The 14,411-nt window shown below is 73.1% G+C and carries 17 protein-coding genes; 8 read left to right on the top strand and 9 right to left on the bottom strand.

What is annotated here, in order from left to right:
- Positions 1-4: 4 nt before the first annotated feature.
- The 4 genes from C1N91_RS16225 (at position 5) to C1N91_RS16210 (ending at position 2,352) form a co-directional block, all read left to right on the top strand.
- Positions 5-442, top strand: coding sequence for an ester cyclase (locus C1N91_RS16225; RefSeq protein ID WP_137768542.1), 438 nt, complete (start codon positions 5-7; stop codon positions 440-442).
- An 80-nt stretch (positions 443-522) separates the two neighbouring features.
- Complete coding sequence (locus C1N91_RS16220; RefSeq protein ID WP_137768541.1) at positions 523-1,236, top strand: copper resistance CopC family protein; 714 nt, start codon at positions 523-525, stop codon at positions 1,234-1,236.
- On the top strand, positions 1,233-1,943 hold the full coding sequence (locus C1N91_RS16215; protein ID WP_394586951.1) for an NUDIX hydrolase: 711 nt from the start codon (positions 1,233-1,235) through the stop codon (positions 1,941-1,943). Before C1N91_RS16220 ends, C1N91_RS16215 begins: the two co-directional genes overlap by 4 nt.
- 22 nt (positions 1,944-1,965) lie before the next feature.
- Positions 1,966-2,352, top strand: coding sequence for a DUF1304 domain-containing protein (locus tag C1N91_RS16210; protein ID WP_137768540.1), 387 nt, complete (start codon positions 1,966-1,968; stop codon positions 2,350-2,352).
- Here the strand turns inward: C1N91_RS16210 and C1N91_RS16205 are convergent.
- Positions 2,349-2,786, bottom strand: a complete 438-nt coding sequence (locus C1N91_RS16205) for an arsenate reductase ArsC (RefSeq protein ID WP_137768539.1) — start codon at positions 2,784-2,786, stop codon at positions 2,349-2,351. The two genes, C1N91_RS16210 and C1N91_RS16205, sit on opposite strands and share 4 nt — an antisense overlap.
- A 140-nt stretch (positions 2,787-2,926) precedes the next feature.
- Here C1N91_RS16205 and C1N91_RS16200 point away from each other — a divergent pair, with 140 nt between their 5' ends.
- On the top strand, positions 2,927-3,478 hold the full coding sequence (locus C1N91_RS16200) for an AAA family ATPase (protein ID WP_137768538.1): 552 nt from the start codon (positions 2,927-2,929) through the stop codon (positions 3,476-3,478).
- Here the strand turns inward: C1N91_RS16200 and C1N91_RS16195 are convergent.
- The 4 genes from C1N91_RS16195 to C1N91_RS16180 form a co-directional block, all read right to left on the bottom strand.
- Positions 3,436-4,260: a DNA-formamidopyrimidine glycosylase family protein gene (locus C1N91_RS16195; RefSeq protein ID WP_137768537.1), complete on the bottom strand. Its 825-nt coding sequence runs from the start codon at positions 4,258-4,260 to the stop codon at positions 3,436-3,438. The genes C1N91_RS16200 and C1N91_RS16195 overlap by 43 nt on opposite strands.
- A 110-nt stretch (positions 4,261-4,370) precedes the next feature.
- Positions 4,371-6,206: a BCCT family transporter gene (locus tag C1N91_RS16190; protein ID WP_137768536.1), complete on the bottom strand. Its 1,836-nt coding sequence runs from the start codon at positions 6,204-6,206 to the stop codon at positions 4,371-4,373.
- Positions 6,207-6,239: 33 nt separating this feature from the next.
- The gene (locus C1N91_RS16185; protein WP_137768535.1) at positions 6,240-7,517 is read right to left on the bottom strand and encodes a DUF2254 domain-containing protein; all 1,278 of its coding nucleotides are present in this window, start codon (positions 7,515-7,517) and stop codon (positions 6,240-6,242) included.
- Positions 7,518-7,559: 42 nt separating this feature from the next.
- Positions 7,560-8,204, bottom strand: coding sequence for an NAD(P)H-binding protein (locus tag C1N91_RS16180; protein ID WP_137768534.1), 645 nt, complete (start codon positions 8,202-8,204; stop codon positions 7,560-7,562).
- A gap of 113 nt (positions 8,205-8,317) precedes the next feature.
- Here C1N91_RS16180 and C1N91_RS16175 point away from each other — a divergent pair, with 113 nt between their 5' ends.
- Complete coding sequence (locus C1N91_RS16175; RefSeq protein ID WP_137768533.1) at positions 8,318-8,803, top strand: DUF4126 family protein; 486 nt, start codon at positions 8,318-8,320, stop codon at positions 8,801-8,803.
- Positions 8,804-8,951: 148 nt separating this feature from the next.
- A complete protein-coding gene (locus C1N91_RS16170; RefSeq protein ID WP_137768532.1) occupies positions 8,952-9,923 on the top strand; it encodes an NAD-dependent epimerase/dehydratase family protein in 972 nt (323 codons plus the stop codon).
- 57 nt (positions 9,924-9,980) lie between these two features.
- Here the strand turns inward: C1N91_RS16170 and C1N91_RS16165 are convergent, their stop codons facing one another.
- From C1N91_RS16165 to C1N91_RS16150, 4 genes are read right to left on the bottom strand one after another with little or no spacing between them, the layout of a single operon-like run.
- Complete coding sequence (locus C1N91_RS16165) at positions 9,981-11,189, bottom strand: MFS transporter (RefSeq protein ID WP_137768531.1); 1,209 nt, start codon at positions 11,187-11,189, stop codon at positions 9,981-9,983.
- Positions 11,186-11,413, bottom strand: a complete 228-nt coding sequence (locus C1N91_RS16160) for a hypothetical protein (RefSeq protein WP_137768530.1) — start codon at positions 11,411-11,413, stop codon at positions 11,186-11,188. The genes C1N91_RS16165 and C1N91_RS16160 overlap by 4 nt, the downstream gene beginning before the upstream one ends.
- Positions 11,410-12,363: a helix-turn-helix transcriptional regulator gene (locus C1N91_RS16155; RefSeq protein WP_137768529.1), complete on the bottom strand. Its 954-nt coding sequence runs from the start codon at positions 12,361-12,363 to the stop codon at positions 11,410-11,412. Before C1N91_RS16155 ends, C1N91_RS16160 begins: the two co-directional genes overlap by 4 nt.
- Positions 12,364-12,418: 55 nt before the next feature.
- Positions 12,419-13,603, bottom strand: a complete 1,185-nt coding sequence (locus tag C1N91_RS16150) for a PQQ-dependent sugar dehydrogenase (RefSeq protein WP_254678281.1) — start codon at positions 13,601-13,603, stop codon at positions 12,419-12,421.
- Positions 13,604-13,734: 131 nt separating this feature from the next.
- On the opposite strand from C1N91_RS16150, the gene C1N91_RS16140 reads away from it, so the two are divergent.
- Complete coding sequence (locus C1N91_RS16140; RefSeq protein ID WP_137768528.1) at positions 13,735-14,400, top strand: SDR family NAD(P)-dependent oxidoreductase; 666 nt, start codon at positions 13,735-13,737, stop codon at positions 14,398-14,400.
- The last annotated feature ends 11 nt before the right edge of the window (positions 14,401-14,411 follow it).

The raw sequence follows: 14,411 nt of genomic DNA, 5'->3' as shown, positions 1-14,411 counted from the left end.
CCACATGACCAAGGACGCGAACGCCGCCACGCAGGAGAAGCTCGGCGGGATCCTCGAGGCACGCGACTGGAGCCGCATGCACGAGGCCTGGCACGAGGACGTCGTCGACCACGACCCCGCACCCGACCAGGCGCCGGGGCTCGCCGGCATCGTCGACTTCTGGACGGAGTTCACGACCGCGTTCCCGGACGTCACGCTCGAGGCGGACCCGCTCGTGGTGACCGACGACTTCATCACCGCGGTGTTCACGATCCACGGCACCCACACCGGGCCGTTCCAGGGACACGAGCCGACCGGCCGCGAGTTCACCGTCCGCGGCATCCAGGTGTCGAAGTTCGTCGACGGGAAGATCGCCGAGCGCTGGGGCTCGACGGACCAGAAGGGCATCGAGGAGCAGCTGCAGCTCGGCTCGTCCGACGCGCAGTTCGTCAGCAAGGACTGACCCGCGCCGCCGCACCGGACGCCCCGGGTACGCTCGGGGCGTCCGGTACCAGCCGGGTCCGCCGCCGATGAAAGGCACCCGTGCGTCTCCGAGCCCTCCTCGCCACCGTCGTCGTCGCAGCGTTCGCGCCCGTCCTGCTGGTCGCCGGACCGGCATCGGCCCACGACGTGCTGGTCGCGTCTGATCCCGTCGCCGACGTGACGGTCGCGGGAGACGTGGACCACGTCCTCCTGACCCTGTCCGAACCGCCGCTCAGCGGGCTGCAGACCGGCATCGTGATCAGCGTCACCGACGCGGAGGGCGCCGAGCACACGTCCGGGGACGTCAGCGTCGAGGGCAACACCATCGCGAAGGACCTCGACGTCTCCGAGGCCGGCTCGTACCTGGTGCGGTGGCGGAGCGTCTCCGTCGACGGGCACCCGATCTCGGGCGAGTACCGCTTCCGGTCGAGCGGCCCGGCGGCGCTGGACTCCTCGACGGACTCGGGCATCGCGGAGACACCGGTGCCGAGTGCCACGGCTGCGCCGACCGCGACCGCGACCGCGCGGGCGGACGATGCGTCCAGCATCCGCGACGACATGTCCGCCACGACCGCAGCTGCACCCGCAGGTGGCCACCAGCACCACACCATCCTGCTGCTGATCGTCGCGCTGGTCGTCGTCGGGTTCGCCGGTGTCGTCGGCATCCGCGCCCTGCTGGCCCGTCGGAACGGCGTCCCCGCCGACGGCCCGGACGGGGCCGGATCGGACGGCCCGGCAGCCGGCAGCGCCGCCGAGGACGGCACGCAGCGGTGACGCGGACGGACCGGTCGCCGTCGGTCGACGCTGCCCGCGCTGCGCTCGCCGCCGTCGCCGGTCCCGGAGCGGCCCCGCTGGTCCCTGCGTTGCCGACCACCGCGGACCCTCGTGCGGCGGCCGTGCTCATGCTCTTCGGCGTCCTCGACCGGGTGCCCGCCGACCGGCCGGCCGCAGCCGGTGCCGTCCACCGCGACCTCGACGTCCTGTTGCTCGCCCGGGCATCGACGCTCCGGTCGCACCCGGGCGAGGTCGCCTTCCCCGGTGGACGCATCGACCCCGGCGACGCGGACGCCCCCGCCGCGGCCCTGCGCGAGGCCCGCGAGGAGACCGGGCTCGACCCGTCCGGTGTGGAGGTCCTCGGGACCCTGCCCGCCGTGCCGCTCGCCCACTCGAACCACCTGGTGCGGCCCGTGCTCGGGTGGTGGCGCGACCCGACGCCCGTGCGGGTCGTCGACCAGCGGGAGTCCGCCGCGGTCTTCCGGACGCCGGTGGCAGAGCTGCTCGACCCGGCGAACCGCGGCGTGACGGTCCTGAGGCGGGGTGGTCAGGAGTGGCGCGGACCGGCCTTCACGGTACGGTCGGACCAGGGCGTGCACACGCTCTGGGGGTTCACCGCGATGCTCCTCGACGCGCTCTTCGACCGGCTCGCCTGGACGGAGCCGTGGGACGCGTCGCACGAGCTGCCGCTCCCCTCCGGGCGCTGACCGGTCGTCGTAGGGTCGGGGCATGACCATCGTCGCGCTCGTGTTCGCCGCCCTCGCCGCGCTCCTGCACGTGTACATCTTCGTGCTCGAGTCCGTCCTCTGGACCACCCCGCGCGCGCGGAACACCTTCGGCACCTCGGAGCAGGAGGCCGCCGCCACCCGGTCGCTCGCGTTCAACCAGGGCTTCTACAACCTGTTCCTCGCCGTGCTCGTCCTGGTCGGCATCGTCGTCGTCGCCTCCGGTCAGACCGCGGTCGGCCTGACCCTCGTCGTCGCCGGCACCGGCAGCATGCTCGCCGCCGCCCTGGTGCTGTTCACGAGCGACGCGACGAAGCGCCGCGCCGCGAGCACGCAGGGCGCGCTGCCGCTCCTGGCGCTGGTCGCGCTCGGGATCGCCGCGCTGGTCTAGACGAGCTCGGCGAGCAGGGTCTCGACGCGCTGCCGGACCGCGTCGCGCACCGGACGGACCTGCTCGATCGGCAGGCCGGCCGGGTCGGTGAGTGCCCAGTCCTCGTAGCGCTTGCCCGGGAAGACGGGGCAGGCGTCGCCGCAGCCCATGGTCACCACCACGTCGGCCTGGCGGACCGCGTCGGTGGTGAGGACGGCGGGCTGCTCCCCCGCGATGTCGATGCCCTCCTCGGCCATCGCCTGCACCGCGACCGCGTTGATCCGGTCGGCGGGCTCCGACCCGGCGGAGAACACGTCGACGCGGTCGCCCGCCAGGTGGCGCAGCCACCCGGCCGCCATCTGGGAGCGGCCGGCGTTGTGGACGCAGACGAACAGGACGGCGGGCTTCTGGTCGGGCACGGTGACTCCGGGGGTGGGGGCGACGGGTGGGGTCATCCTGCCGCACCGAGGTGAACGGACGATGCGTCCGGCGGACGGGAGGCTCGTCGCGGGCCGCCGCCGCGCCTCCAGGCCGTCCCGTGGCCGGTGCCGGATCGTGACCCACCCGCGCGGAGCGGTGCGGTAGCGTCCGCAGGGTGATCGTGTGGATCAACGGCACCCACGGGGCCGGCAAGACGACGACGGCACGTCTGCTGCAGCCGATGCTGCCCGACGCCCACGTGCTCGACCCCGAGAAGATCGGCGAGGTCCTGATGGACGTCCGGCCGCCGCTGCCGGACCACGGTGACTTCCAGCACTGGGCCCCGTGGCGGCCGCTCGTCGTCGAGACGGCCCGACGGGTGCTCGACCAGGTCGGCGGCACGCTCGTCATGCCGCAGACCGTGCTGGTCGAGGCCTACTGGCGGGAGATCGCCGACGGTTTCGCGCAGCACGGGATCCCGGTGCGGCACGTCGTGCTCCATGCCGACCAGGACACCCTGCGCCGGCGGATCGAGGACGACGCGGTCGTCGGGTACTCGACGTTCCGGATGAGCCGGCTCGCACCCTACGCCGAGGCCGCGGACGGCTGGTTGCACGAGGCCGCCGAGGTCGTCTCCACTGTCGACCGCGCGCCGGAGCAGGTCGCCCGGGACATCGCCGACGGTCAGCCGGCAGCGGTCGCCGCCGCCTCGACCGTCACGGGCTGACAACGGGGGCACCACCAGACGCGTCGGGGCGCGGAACCGACCACCTCGACGTCGTCGCGGGCGCGCACCCGCGTCCCGCAGCGCAGGCACGGCCGACCGGCCCGACCGACGACCCAGTGGCGCTCGCCGCGGCGGAGCACCCCGGTGGTCACCTGGTACGCGTCGGGCGTCGTCGCCGAGTGGCGGAGCATGCGCTGCGCCGTGTCGAGCAGTGCCCCGACGTCGACCGTGCCGATCGGCCGGTCGGGGTGTAGCCCGCGGACGAAGCCGAGCTCGTTCGCCCAGAGGTTGCCGAGCCCCGCCACGCGCCGCTGGTCGAGCAGGACGGTGCGCACGGGCAGGTCGGGGTCGGCCGTGCAGCGACGGAGGGCCTCGTCGCGGTCGAAGTCGTCGTGGAGCAGGTCCGGGCCGAGGTACCCGACCGCCAGGTGCTCGTCACGGGTGGAGAGCAGCTCGACCACGGGCAGGGCGATCCCCCACACCGTCCGGCCGTCGTCGAGGGCCATCCGGACGCGGGCGTCCCGCGCGGCGTGCACGGGCAGGCGCTTCCCGGCGCCCGTCGTCGTCCACGAGCCCGTCATCCGCATGTGCGTGTGCAGCGTGCTGCCGTCGTCGAACCGGGTCAGCAGGTGCTTGCCGTGCGTCGCGTGCCCGATGATCCGCCGGCCGCCGAGCGGAACGCCGGCGTCGGCGCCACCGCGCAGTTCACCGCGGGTGACCAGGGCACCGTCGACGGCGCGGAGGCGTGACGCCAGGCGGTGGACGGAGTCACCCTCGGGCATGTCGTCAGGCTAGGCGGGGCCACCGACAGCGGCTCAGTCGACCGATGAGCAGGCGAACGGGAGGCGCGGTGCCAGCCGGCACCGCGCCTCCCGTCCGTCACCGGGTCACGTCAGGACCGCGGCTGCGCCTCCTGAGCGTCCGCTGCTGCGTCGGCTGGCGCCGGGTCGAGGCTCGCGTCGATCCCGGGATCCGGTGAGACGGTGTCGGTGTGCACGGGGAACGCATCCGGCGAGGTGCTCACACCACTGCGCTGCGGCGTCCGGCCACGGAGGCGACGGACGATGTCCCACGGCCGTCCGGCTGCGCGCTCGTTCGGCGCGTCCACCTCGAGGCCGTAGTACGCACCGACGTGCTCGAGCAGGACCTCGCGCTCCGCCTTGTCGTACGCCCGGCGCTCGCGGTTGAAGGCGATGATCGTCGACCAACAGGTCATCAGCAGGACGATGCTGAACGGCAACGCCGTGGTGATCGCCGCGGTCTTCAGCGCGTTCAACCCTCCGGTCAGGAGCAGCGCCACGGCCAGCAGCGCAGCGACGAGCGCGAAGAACACGCGCAGCCAGTTCTTCGGCTCGATGTCGCCGCCCGACGCGATCATCGCCATGACGAGTGACCCCGAGTCCGACGACGTCACGAAGAAGACGCCGATGAGCAGGATCGCGCCGAAGGTCAGCACGACGCCGGCGGGCAGGTCGGCGAGCAGCGTGAAGAGCGAGCCCTCGACGTCGACCGACCCGTCCGCGCCGACGAGGCCGCCGGCGCCGTCCGTCTCCTGGTGGATGGCGGCACCACCGAGGACGGCGAACCAGAGGAAGGTCAGTGCCGTCGGCACGAGCAGCACGCCGAAGACGAACTCACGCACGGTGCGGCCGCGCGAGATGCGTGCGATGAAGATGCCGACGAAGGGGGCCCACGACATCCACCAGCCCCAGTAGAACGTCGTCCAGGCGCCCTGCCACTCCTCGCCGGCCGCACCCTGCTGCGCGGTCACGTTGAAGGAGAGTCCGACGACGTTCTGCAGGTAGGCGCCGATCGACTGCACGAAGTCCCGCAGCAGGAACTGCGTGGGGCCGACGATCAGGATGAAGAGCAGCAGTGCCGCCGCGAGGATGAGGTTGAAGTTCGACAGGATCTTCATCCCCTTGGTCACGCCGGTGACCAGGGAGACGATCGTCACCGCGGTGATGACCGCGATGATCGCGATCTGGCTGACCGTGCTGCTCTCGGCGAGACCGGCGCTCTCGAGTCCGGCGCCGATCTGGATGACACCGAGGCCGAGCGAGGTCGCGACGCCGAACAGCGTGCCGATCAGGGCGATCACGTCGATGAGGTTGCCCCACCCGCCGCGGACGCGGTTGCCGAGCAGCGGTTCGAGTGCCCACCGGATCGAGACCGGACGGCCGCGACGGTGGATCGCGTAGGCCAGGGCGAGGCCGAGGACGACGTAGATGGCCCAGGCGTGCAGGCCCCAGTGCAGGAACGTCTGGGTCATCGCCTGCTGCGCGAGCTGGTTCTCGGTGCCCGTGACGCCGGGCCGGGGTGAGGCGAAGTGGCTGAGCGGCTCGGAGACACCGTAGAAGACGAGTCCGATGCCCATGCCCGCCGCGAAGAGCAGGGCGAACCACGAGCCGGTGGTGAACTCGGGCTCGTCCTGGTCCTTGCCGAGCTTGATGTCGCCGTACTTCGAGAACCCGACGAACAGCGAGAACCCGACGAAGAACGCCGCGATGAGCACGTAGTACCAGCTGAAGTTGCGGACGATCCCGCTCTGCAGCGCGGTGAACACGGCCTCGGCGGACGAGGGTGCGACGAGGGTCCAGGCGACGAAGCCGAGCACGATGACGGCGGCCGGCCAGAAGACCCAGCGCGCGAGCTCGGGGGTGGTGCGGACCGGCTCCCCGGGGCGGAGCTGGTCGGTGGATGATGCTGGTGGTCTGGTCGTGGCCATCGGTCCATGGTGCCTGACGTGCTGTGACTCCGTTCAGGCAGGTGGCTCGCCGTCGGGGTCGTCACGCCGCGCGCGCGTCCCGGCCACGAGTCCGCGCCGGTGCTCCGGCGCCTGGTGCTCCAGCCGCTCAGCGAGCCGATCGGCGGCCCGCTCGACGAGCGGTTGTCCGGCGCCGTAGTGCCCGACGGTCGCGAAGAGTCCGGCCACCAGGTCCTCGGGGGACGGCCAGTGCTGCAGGACCCGCGGCGTCCCGTCCGGCCCGAGCAGTGCCGTCACGGCGCTCCGGTCGCGCCAGAGCGGCACCAGGACCGGCGTCGCCATGTCCAGGGCGCTGACCGCCGTGTACGGGTCGTTCGAGCCGGACGCCAGACCGCGGACGGCGATCTCGACGAGCTGCTGGAGGGCGAACTCGACGTCCTGCACGGGCGTCCGGGCGGTGCCGAGGACCACCGCGGCGCGCAGCGTCCGGGAGGTCGCGGCGTCGATCGCCGGGGTGCTGTCGTCGTCGCGCGATCGGTCGATCTGGTCCCCGTCCGCGCGGACGCGCACGCGGACGACGACGTCGCCCTGGATGACGTACCGGCCCGGGGTCGCGACGACGTCCACCAGACGGTCGTTGCGGACCGCCCATGCCGTCAGCGTCCGCCACTCCACCGACTGCACGTAGCCGTCGGAGGCCGCCCGGACCGCGTACCAGCCGTCCTCGGGGACGGTGACGGGCTGGATCGTCCGTCGCTCGTCGTCGCCGTCCCGGTAGGCCTCGTCGACCGCGGCACGCAGGTCGGTCTGCACCTGCCGCTGCAGCGACGTGATCTGCGTGCTCGACGCGATGTGGTGGATGAAGAAGACGAGCACACCGACGTCGAGCACCGCGAGCAGCACGGCGACGTGGATGGCGACGACGGGCACGAACGCGTCGCCGTCGTCGACGTCGGTGTGCACGGTCCGCAGCACGACCATCGCGTACAGGAACGTCGAGGTGAACGCCGCGAGCACGAGCTGGTTCGCCCGGTCCGCCGTGAAGTTCCGCACGAGCCGCGGCCCGTACGTCGACGACGTGGTCGCGAGGACCGAGATCGTGATCGAGAACGAGGTGCCCGCCACCGTGAGCATGGCCGTGCCGATCGTCGTCAGGATCGACCGACCACCGCCGGCGCTCAGGGCGTCGAGGAACGGGACCGCCGGCACCTGCCCGTCCAGGACCTCGCGGTCGAGCGTGACGAGCAGCTGCGCGACGACGATCGCCACGACCCCGAGCAGGGCGGGCAGGAACCAGAACGACTCGCGGACGCGGACGAGCAGCGCGTGCATCAGCAGGGCCGACCCGACCGGTCCGTCACCGACACCCGACCGCTACCGCTGCTGCAGGAACTCGGCGATCGCCGTCCCGCCGCCGTTGAAGCGGATGGTCCGACCGGCCGTCGACGAGTCCTCGACGACGTCGGCGACCACGTGCGCCACGTCGCCGCGCGGCACCTGCGACGACGAGCCGTCCCAGTCCACCGACCCGGTCGGCTCGTCGTCGGTCAGGGTGCTCGGCGCGACGATCGTCCACTGCAGCCCGGAGTCACGGAGCACCGCGTCGGCGATCATCTTGGACTGCGCGTACGCGAAGAAGTCCTGGTCCTGCGGGATCCCGTGGTCGAGCGTCGATCCGGACCACGACACCATCACGTACCGGTCGACCCCGGCCTGCGCGGCGCCCTGCACGGACAGCACGGCCGCGTCGCGGTCGATCGCCCAGGTGCGGTCCGCAGACCCGCCACCGGCGCCGGCCGACCAGACGACGGCGTCGTGCCCGCGGATCAGGTCGGCGAAGTCCGTGAGCGACTGCTCCTGCACGTCGGCGATGCGGGGCTCGCCGCCGTGCGCGCGGACCTCGTCCTGCTGGTCCGGGTTGCGGATCACCGACGTGACGCTGTGGCCGCGCTCGGTGAGGATGCGGGTGGCGAGGAGTGCGACCTTGCCGTGGCCGCCGAACAGGATGACGTTGCTCATGGCCCGGACGGTACGCGGCACGGCTCGGAGGGGGCGGCGGCGGTCCGTCCCCCAGCGCCCGGCGAGTACCGTCCGAGCGGACACGACGTCCGAGCGGACTCGACAGGAGAACCATGAGCAAGCACGACGAGCAGCACACCCTGGTCCGGACCCTGGCACTCGGGTTCCTCAGCGGCGGACGGAGCAGCACCCCGCTGGCGGTGCTCGCGCTGAACCACGACAACAAGGCCGTGAAGGGTGACTGGCAGCAGTGGAAGGTGTTCAGCACGCCGCTCGGCCGCGGCCTGCTCGTCGCCTCTGCCATCGGTGAACTCATCGGTGACAAGTCCCCGAAGGCCCCCGCGCGCATCTCGCCGCTCGGGCTGATCGGCCGCATCGGAGCCGGAGCGTTCGCGGGCGCGGCGCTCGGCACCACGGGTCGGCGCGACCTGCGCATCGAGGGCGCGGTGCTCGGTGGGATCGGTGCGGTCGTCGGCAGCTTCCTCGGCTGGGCGGCGCGCAAGGCGCTCAGCAGCTCGGGCCTGCCCGACCCGGTCGGCGCGCTCGCCGAGGACGCCGCGGTCATCGCCGGTTCCGTCAAGGCGGTCAGCGGGTCCTAGACCCGACCACCCGACTGAACGGGAGGCTCGTGGCGGACCCGCCACGGGCCTCCCGTCCGTCCGCCACCCGGCCCAGCCGCGTCGCGTCCACCGAGGGAGCACCACCAGGGCCTGTCGCGCACGGCAGTGCGCGCCTAGCGTGGCCCGCATGGACATCGTCGTCATCGGAGCCACCGGCCACATCGGCACATTCCTGGTCCCCCGCCTCGTCCGGGCCGGCCACCGCGTCACCGTCGTGACGCGCGGCACCAGCGCCCCGTACGCGGACGCTCCCGAGTGGGAGCAGGTCGAGCGGATCACCGCCGACCGTGAGCAGGAGGACCGTGACGGCACCTTCGGCGCCCGCATCGCCGCGCTCGGTGCCGACGCCGTCGTCGACCTCGTCTGCTTCACCCTCCACTCCGCCGAGCAGCTCGTCCGGGCGCTCCGCGGCAGCCGCACCCACCTCGTGCACTGCGGCTCGATCTGGCGTGCCGGCGTCTCGCACGTGCTGCCGATCACCGAGGAGACCGCCACCCCGCCGTCCGGCGAGTACGGCACCCAGAAGGACGCGATCGCCCGCATGCTCCTGCAGGAGACCGCCCATGGTGGTGTCACGACGACCTCGATCCACCCCGGGCACATCAGCGGTCCGGGCTGGATGCCGATCGGACCGCTCGGCAACCTCGACCCGTCGGTGATCACGCGGTTGGCCACCGGCGAGACCGTCGAGGTCCCCGGTCTCGGCGCGGAGTCGATGGCCCACGTGCACGCCGACGACGTCGCCCAGCTGTTCCAGCTGGCGGTCGAGCAGCGTGACGCCGCGGCCGGACAGGACTTCTTCGCGACCGCCCCGACGGCGCTCACGGTCCGCGGGTACGCGGACCTGGTCGCATCGTGGGTCGGCCGGGAGGCACGGCTCGAGTCCGTCAGCTGGGACCGGTTCCGTGAGACCACGGCTCCGGAGCACGCCGACGCCAGCTGGGAGCACCTGTCCCGCAGCCAGGTGTTCAGCACCGAGAAGCCGCAGCGTGTGCTCGGTTACGCGCCGGCGTACACGGCGTCGGAGACGGTGCGCGACGCGCTGCGGTGGCAGGCGGCCCACGGCGATCTCGACGTGCCGGGGACGTTCCGCCCCTGAGTGCGGGCGTCCGGAGGCAGGACGCGCACTCTCGGTGCGCGTGCCGCGGGCCGGCTGTCAGCTCTGTGCAGCGCGCTCCGGGAGCGCGAGCGCCCCGCGCCGGTGCACGGCCCAGACCGTCGTCGCGAAACCGATGAGCACGGCGGCGCCGATCGTCACGGCGGTCCAACCACCGACCTTCCAGAGCACCCCGGCGACGGCGGAACCGACCGCGCCGCCGACGAAGTTGCACGTGACGAAGGCCGTGTTCAGCCGACTGCGTGCCGCGGGGTCGATCGCGAACAGGCGCGTCTGGTTCAGCACGTTCGCGCCCTGCACCCCGACGTCGAGCAGCAGCACCGCGACGAGCACCACCACGATCGACCGCGCGCCCAGGCCGGCGACCACCAGCGACACGAGCACCAGCACGAGCGCGGCACCGGTCACCGGGACCGACCAGCCACGGTCGTGCAGCCGCCCGACCCGCTGCGCCGCCACGGCCCCCGCGAGCCCGACCAGGCCGACGGCGCCGATCGCGGTGGTCGAGTACCCGAACGGCGCGCCGCTGAGCAGGAACGTCAGCGCCGTCCAGAACATCGTGAACACGGCGAACACGGACGCGCTGACGACCAGCGTCACGCGGACCGCCCGGTGTGCGCGGACGACGCCGGCCACCGACGCCAGGAGCTGCGGGTACCGCACCCGCTCGCGCTCCGGCAGACGCGGGACCGCCCGTGCGAGCAGGACCGCCAGCACGACCGCGACCACCGCGGCGAGGACGTACACGCTGCGCCACCCGGCGACGTCCGCGATCACCCCGCTGACCGTCCGGGACAGCAGGATGCCGGTCAGCACCCCGGATGCGATCGTCCCCACCACCCGGCCGCGTGCCGCCGGGTCTGCCAGGTCGCCCGCGAGCGGGATGAGGAGCTGCCCGGCGACCGTCGTCGCACCGACCAACGCGAGTGCGACGAGCAGCGCGGGGAACCCCGGCGCGAGCGCGGCGGCGAGCAGGGCGACCGCGGAGGCCGCGAGCACGCCGGGGACCAGGCGTCGTCGGTCGACGACGTCGCCGAGCGGCACGAGCAGCAGGATCCCGAGCGCGTAGCCGACCTGCGTCAGCGTGACGAGGAGTCCCGCGGACGCCGGCGAGGTCCCGAGGTCCGACGCGACGTCGTCGAGCAGGGGCTGCGCCCAGTACAGGTTCCCGACGGCCGCACCACCGGCCACGGCGAAGAGCAGCGTCCGGCCACGCGTCATCGTCGCCGGAGGGGCGTCCTCGCTCATCGGCGCGGGACCTGGTCGGTGTCGGGGTCCCGACGGAGGAGCAGACCGATCGCCCAGGGGCCGGGCTGCAGGCGGACGGCTGCCTCGGCGAGGACCCGTTGCTCGTGCGCCCGGTCCCGGGTGAGCTCGTGGACCTCCTGCTCGGCCTGCCACCGGAAGCGCAGGCGTGCCCACGGTCCGGGTCGCCGGGTCAGCGGTGTCGCGACCGCGGAGGTGTGGGTCACGCCAGCTCCTGTCCCGTCGCGTCGGCCGTCGTCCGGCCTGTCGTCCGCTCCGTGGCCCGCTCTGTCGTCCGCTCTGTCGTCCGGTCCGTCGCCCGCTCCGCGATCCGCTCGGTCGCAGCCCAGGACGCGAGCACCTGCAGTGCGTCGGCGCTCGCGCTGCCCGGAGTCGCCGGGTAGATCGTCAGGGAGAGGCCGGGGTCCTCGGTGAGCTCCAACGACTGGAAGTGCAGCTCGAGCGGCCCGACCACGGCGTGGTCGAAGGACTTCACGCCGGCGTAGTGCCGCCGGACGTCGTGGGACGCCCAGAGCTCGCGGAAGTCCTCGCTGCGCACCGACAGTTCGCCGATGAGCGCTGCGAGGTCCCGGTCTCCCGGCGTCCGTCCGGCCTCGCGCCGCAGGATCGCGACGTTCGTGTGCGCCGCACGGTCCCAGTCGCGGTAGAAGTCGCGTGCACGGCTGTCGAGGAAGATGTAGCGCGCAAAGTTCATCGGTCGATCCCCGGTGGCGACGTCGGCGTGCAGCGCCCACCCGAGGGCGTTCGCGGCGACGATGTCCTGCCGGTTGTTGACGATCATCGCGGGTGCGTCGGTCACGACGTCGAGCAGGTACTGCAACTCCGGGCGCACGGCGGCGACCGGGACGGCCCGCGCGGCACGGCGCGGCGTCGCGTTCTGGTGTCGCGCCAGGTCGCGCAGGTGCTCGTGCTCTGCGGGGTCGAGCCGCAGCGCCGTGGCGACGGCGTCGAGCACGCTGTCGGAGACGCCCTGCAGGTTCCCGCGCTCGAGGCGGGTGTAGTAGTCGATGCTCACACCGGCCAGGCGGGAGACCTCCTCGCGCCGCAGCCCGGGGACGCGCCGCCGGGTGCCGAAGGTCGGGATGCCGACCTGCTCCGGGGTGATGCGCGCGCGACGGCTGGCGAGGAAGTCACGGGCTTCGTCACGGTGGTCCATGCGCTCCACGGTACGGCCGCACCGGGTCCGGAACGAGGTGCTGCCGGAACCCCCGTCAGCGCCCGGTGGTGAGCGGCACGGACAGGATCCGGTCGTCGCCGTCGCGGGGGTCTCCCCGGCCGTCGGTGTTGTTCGTCACGAACCAGAGCGTGTCGTCGGGTCCGGGCAGCACCGTGCGGATGCGCCCGTGCTCGCCCTGGAAGTACACGGTCGAGCTCGACGGGTCGGACACCGGGACGGCGCGGACGGACTCCCCCTTGAGGTTCGCGACGAAGACGGTGTCGCCGATCACGGTCAGGCCGCTCGGGGACGCCTCGTCGGTCGACCACTGCTGCACGGGGTCGACGAACCCGCGGTCCTCGCCGCCGGTGCCCTCGACCTCGGGCCAGCCGTGGTCGTTGCCCGGCTCGATGACGTTGAGCTCGTCCCAGCGGTTCTCCCCGAACTCCGCTGCGAACATCGTGCCGTCCTCGGCCCAGCCCATGCCCTGCACGTTCCGGTGCCCGAGCGACCAGACGGGCGACCCCGCGAACGGGTTGTCGTCCGGCACCTCGCCGTCCGGGGTCAGGCGCAGGATCTTGCCCGCCAGGGAGTCGCGGTCCTGCGCCTCGGACCGCTGCCCCGCGTCGCCGACGCTCGCGTAGAGCATGTCGTCCGGGCCGAAGGCGATGCGCCCGCCGTCGTGGAAGGTGTTCGCGGGCAGCCCGTCGATCACGGTGGTGGCCTCGCCGAGCCGGTACGAGCCGGTGTCCCCGGTCAGGTCGTAGCGCTCGATCCGGTTGCCGTCGTCGGCCGTCGAGTACACGAACAGGTCGTCGTCGTGCAGCGCGAGGCCGAGGAGTCCGCCCTCGCCGCCGTGCCGGACACCTTCGACGGTCCCGACCTCGCGGGTCGTCCCGTCCGCTCGGAGCTCGAGCACGCGTGCGGAGTCGCGTTCGCTGACGAACGCGTCACCGTCGTCACCGACCGGGACCACCGACCAGGGTGCCTCGAGGCCGGAGACCACGTCGGTGGTCTGCCCGTCCGGGGCGAGCTGCCCCGCGGCGAGGTCGGCCGGCGGGCTCGCGGTGCTGCGCTGCCCGGCGGAGTCGTCCGGACCGGTCGCCGCCCGGTCGTCGGAGCAGGCGGTCAGGCCGAGGGCGGCCACGGCGGCCAGTCCGACGGCGGACCAGGTGCGGCGGCTGCGGCGGGCGCGGGTGCCGGTGCCGGTGCCGGTGCCGGTGGTGCGGGTGGTGTCCACGGTGATCCTCCCGGGTCGTGCACCGAGTCCACACGCCCCCGTCGGGAATCGCCTGGGGGTTCCCGGCGGAACCCCTCACCGCTGCGCACACCGGCCTACCGTCGGCCGCACACCCACGGAAGGACCACCGCATGACCACCATCGCCATCGTCGGCGCCGGCAAGGGCCTCGGGCTCGCCGTCGCGGACCGCTTCGGCCGCGAGGGCTTCGACGTCGCCCTGATCTCCCGCAACCAGGACCGGCTCGACTCGCTCGCCGCCGAGCTCCGGTCGTCCGGGTACCGCGCGCAGGGGTTCGCCGCGAACGTCCGCGACGGGGACTCGCTCCGCGCCGCGCTCGAGGCCGCCACCGAGCAGCTCGGCCCGATCGAGGTGCTGCAGTACAGCCCGCTGCCCGCCAAGGAGTACATGCGCCCCGTGCTCGAGACCACCGCCGAGGACCTCGTCGGTCCGATCGAGTTCTCGGTCTACGGCTCGGTGAACGCCGTGCGCCAGGTGCTGCCCGGCATGCGTGCGATCGGCACGGGCACGATCCTGTTCGTCAACGGCGGCAGCGCCGTCCGACCGGGCGCACGGGTCACCGGCACCTCGGTCGCGTTCGCCGGCGAGAGCGCCTACGCGCAGCTCCTGCACGACGCCGTCGCCGACGAGCACGTGCACGTCGGGCAGCTGATCATCCCGTTCGGCATCGACGACGGGCAGGACGACCACTCGTCGGCCGCGGTGGCCGAACGACTCTGGACGATGCACACCGAGCGCGGGGAGTTCCGGACGTACGCCGAGCCGCTGCCGGAGTGAACGAGCGGACG

This window comes from Curtobacterium sp. SGAir0471 (genome assembly GCF_005490985.1).
Classification (GTDB): Bacteria; Actinomycetota; Actinomycetes; order Actinomycetales; family Microbacteriaceae; genus Curtobacterium.
This window is presented reverse-complemented; position numbering and strand designations above follow the sequence as displayed.

Bases quoted from the DNA above. Each gene is read 5' to 3' on its own strand.
- C1N91_RS16190 (WP_137768536.1), bottom strand. From the start codon at position 6,206: ATGGCCACGACCAGACCACCAGCATCATCCACCGACCAGCTCCGCCCC.
- C1N91_RS16155 (WP_137768529.1), bottom strand. From the start codon at position 12,363: ATGGACCACCGTGACGAAGCCCGTGACTTCCTCGCCAGCCGTCGCGCG.
- C1N91_RS16140 (WP_137768528.1), top strand. From the start codon at position 13,735: ATGACCACCATCGCCATCGTCGGCGCCGGCAAGGGCCTCGGGCTCGCC.
- C1N91_RS16185 (WP_137768535.1), bottom strand. From the start codon at position 7,517: ATGCACGCGCTGCTCGTCCGCGTCCGCGAGTCGTTCTGGTTCCTGCCC.
- C1N91_RS16210 (WP_137768540.1), top strand. From the start codon at position 1,966: ATGACCATCGTCGCGCTCGTGTTCGCCGCCCTCGCCGCGCTCCTGCAC.
- C1N91_RS16170 (WP_137768532.1), top strand. From the start codon at position 8,952: ATGGACATCGTCGTCATCGGAGCCACCGGCCACATCGGCACATTCCTG.
- C1N91_RS16180 (WP_137768534.1), bottom strand. From the start codon at position 8,204: ATGAGCAACGTCATCCTGTTCGGCGGCCACGGCAAGGTCGCACTCCTC.
- C1N91_RS16225 (WP_137768542.1), top strand. From the start codon at position 5: ATGACCAAGGACGCGAACGCCGCCACGCAGGAGAAGCTCGGCGGGATC.
- C1N91_RS16205 (WP_137768539.1), bottom strand. From the start codon at position 2,786: ATGACCCCACCCGTCGCCCCCACCCCCGGAGTCACCGTGCCCGACCAG.
- C1N91_RS16165 (WP_137768531.1), bottom strand. From the start codon at position 11,189: ATGAGCGAGGACGCCCCTCCGGCGACGATGACGCGTGGCCGGACGCTG.
- C1N91_RS16175 (WP_137768533.1), top strand. From the start codon at position 8,318: ATGAGCAAGCACGACGAGCAGCACACCCTGGTCCGGACCCTGGCACTC.
- C1N91_RS16195 (WP_137768537.1), bottom strand. From the start codon at position 4,260: ATGCCCGAGGGTGACTCCGTCCACCGCCTGGCGTCACGCCTCCGCGCC.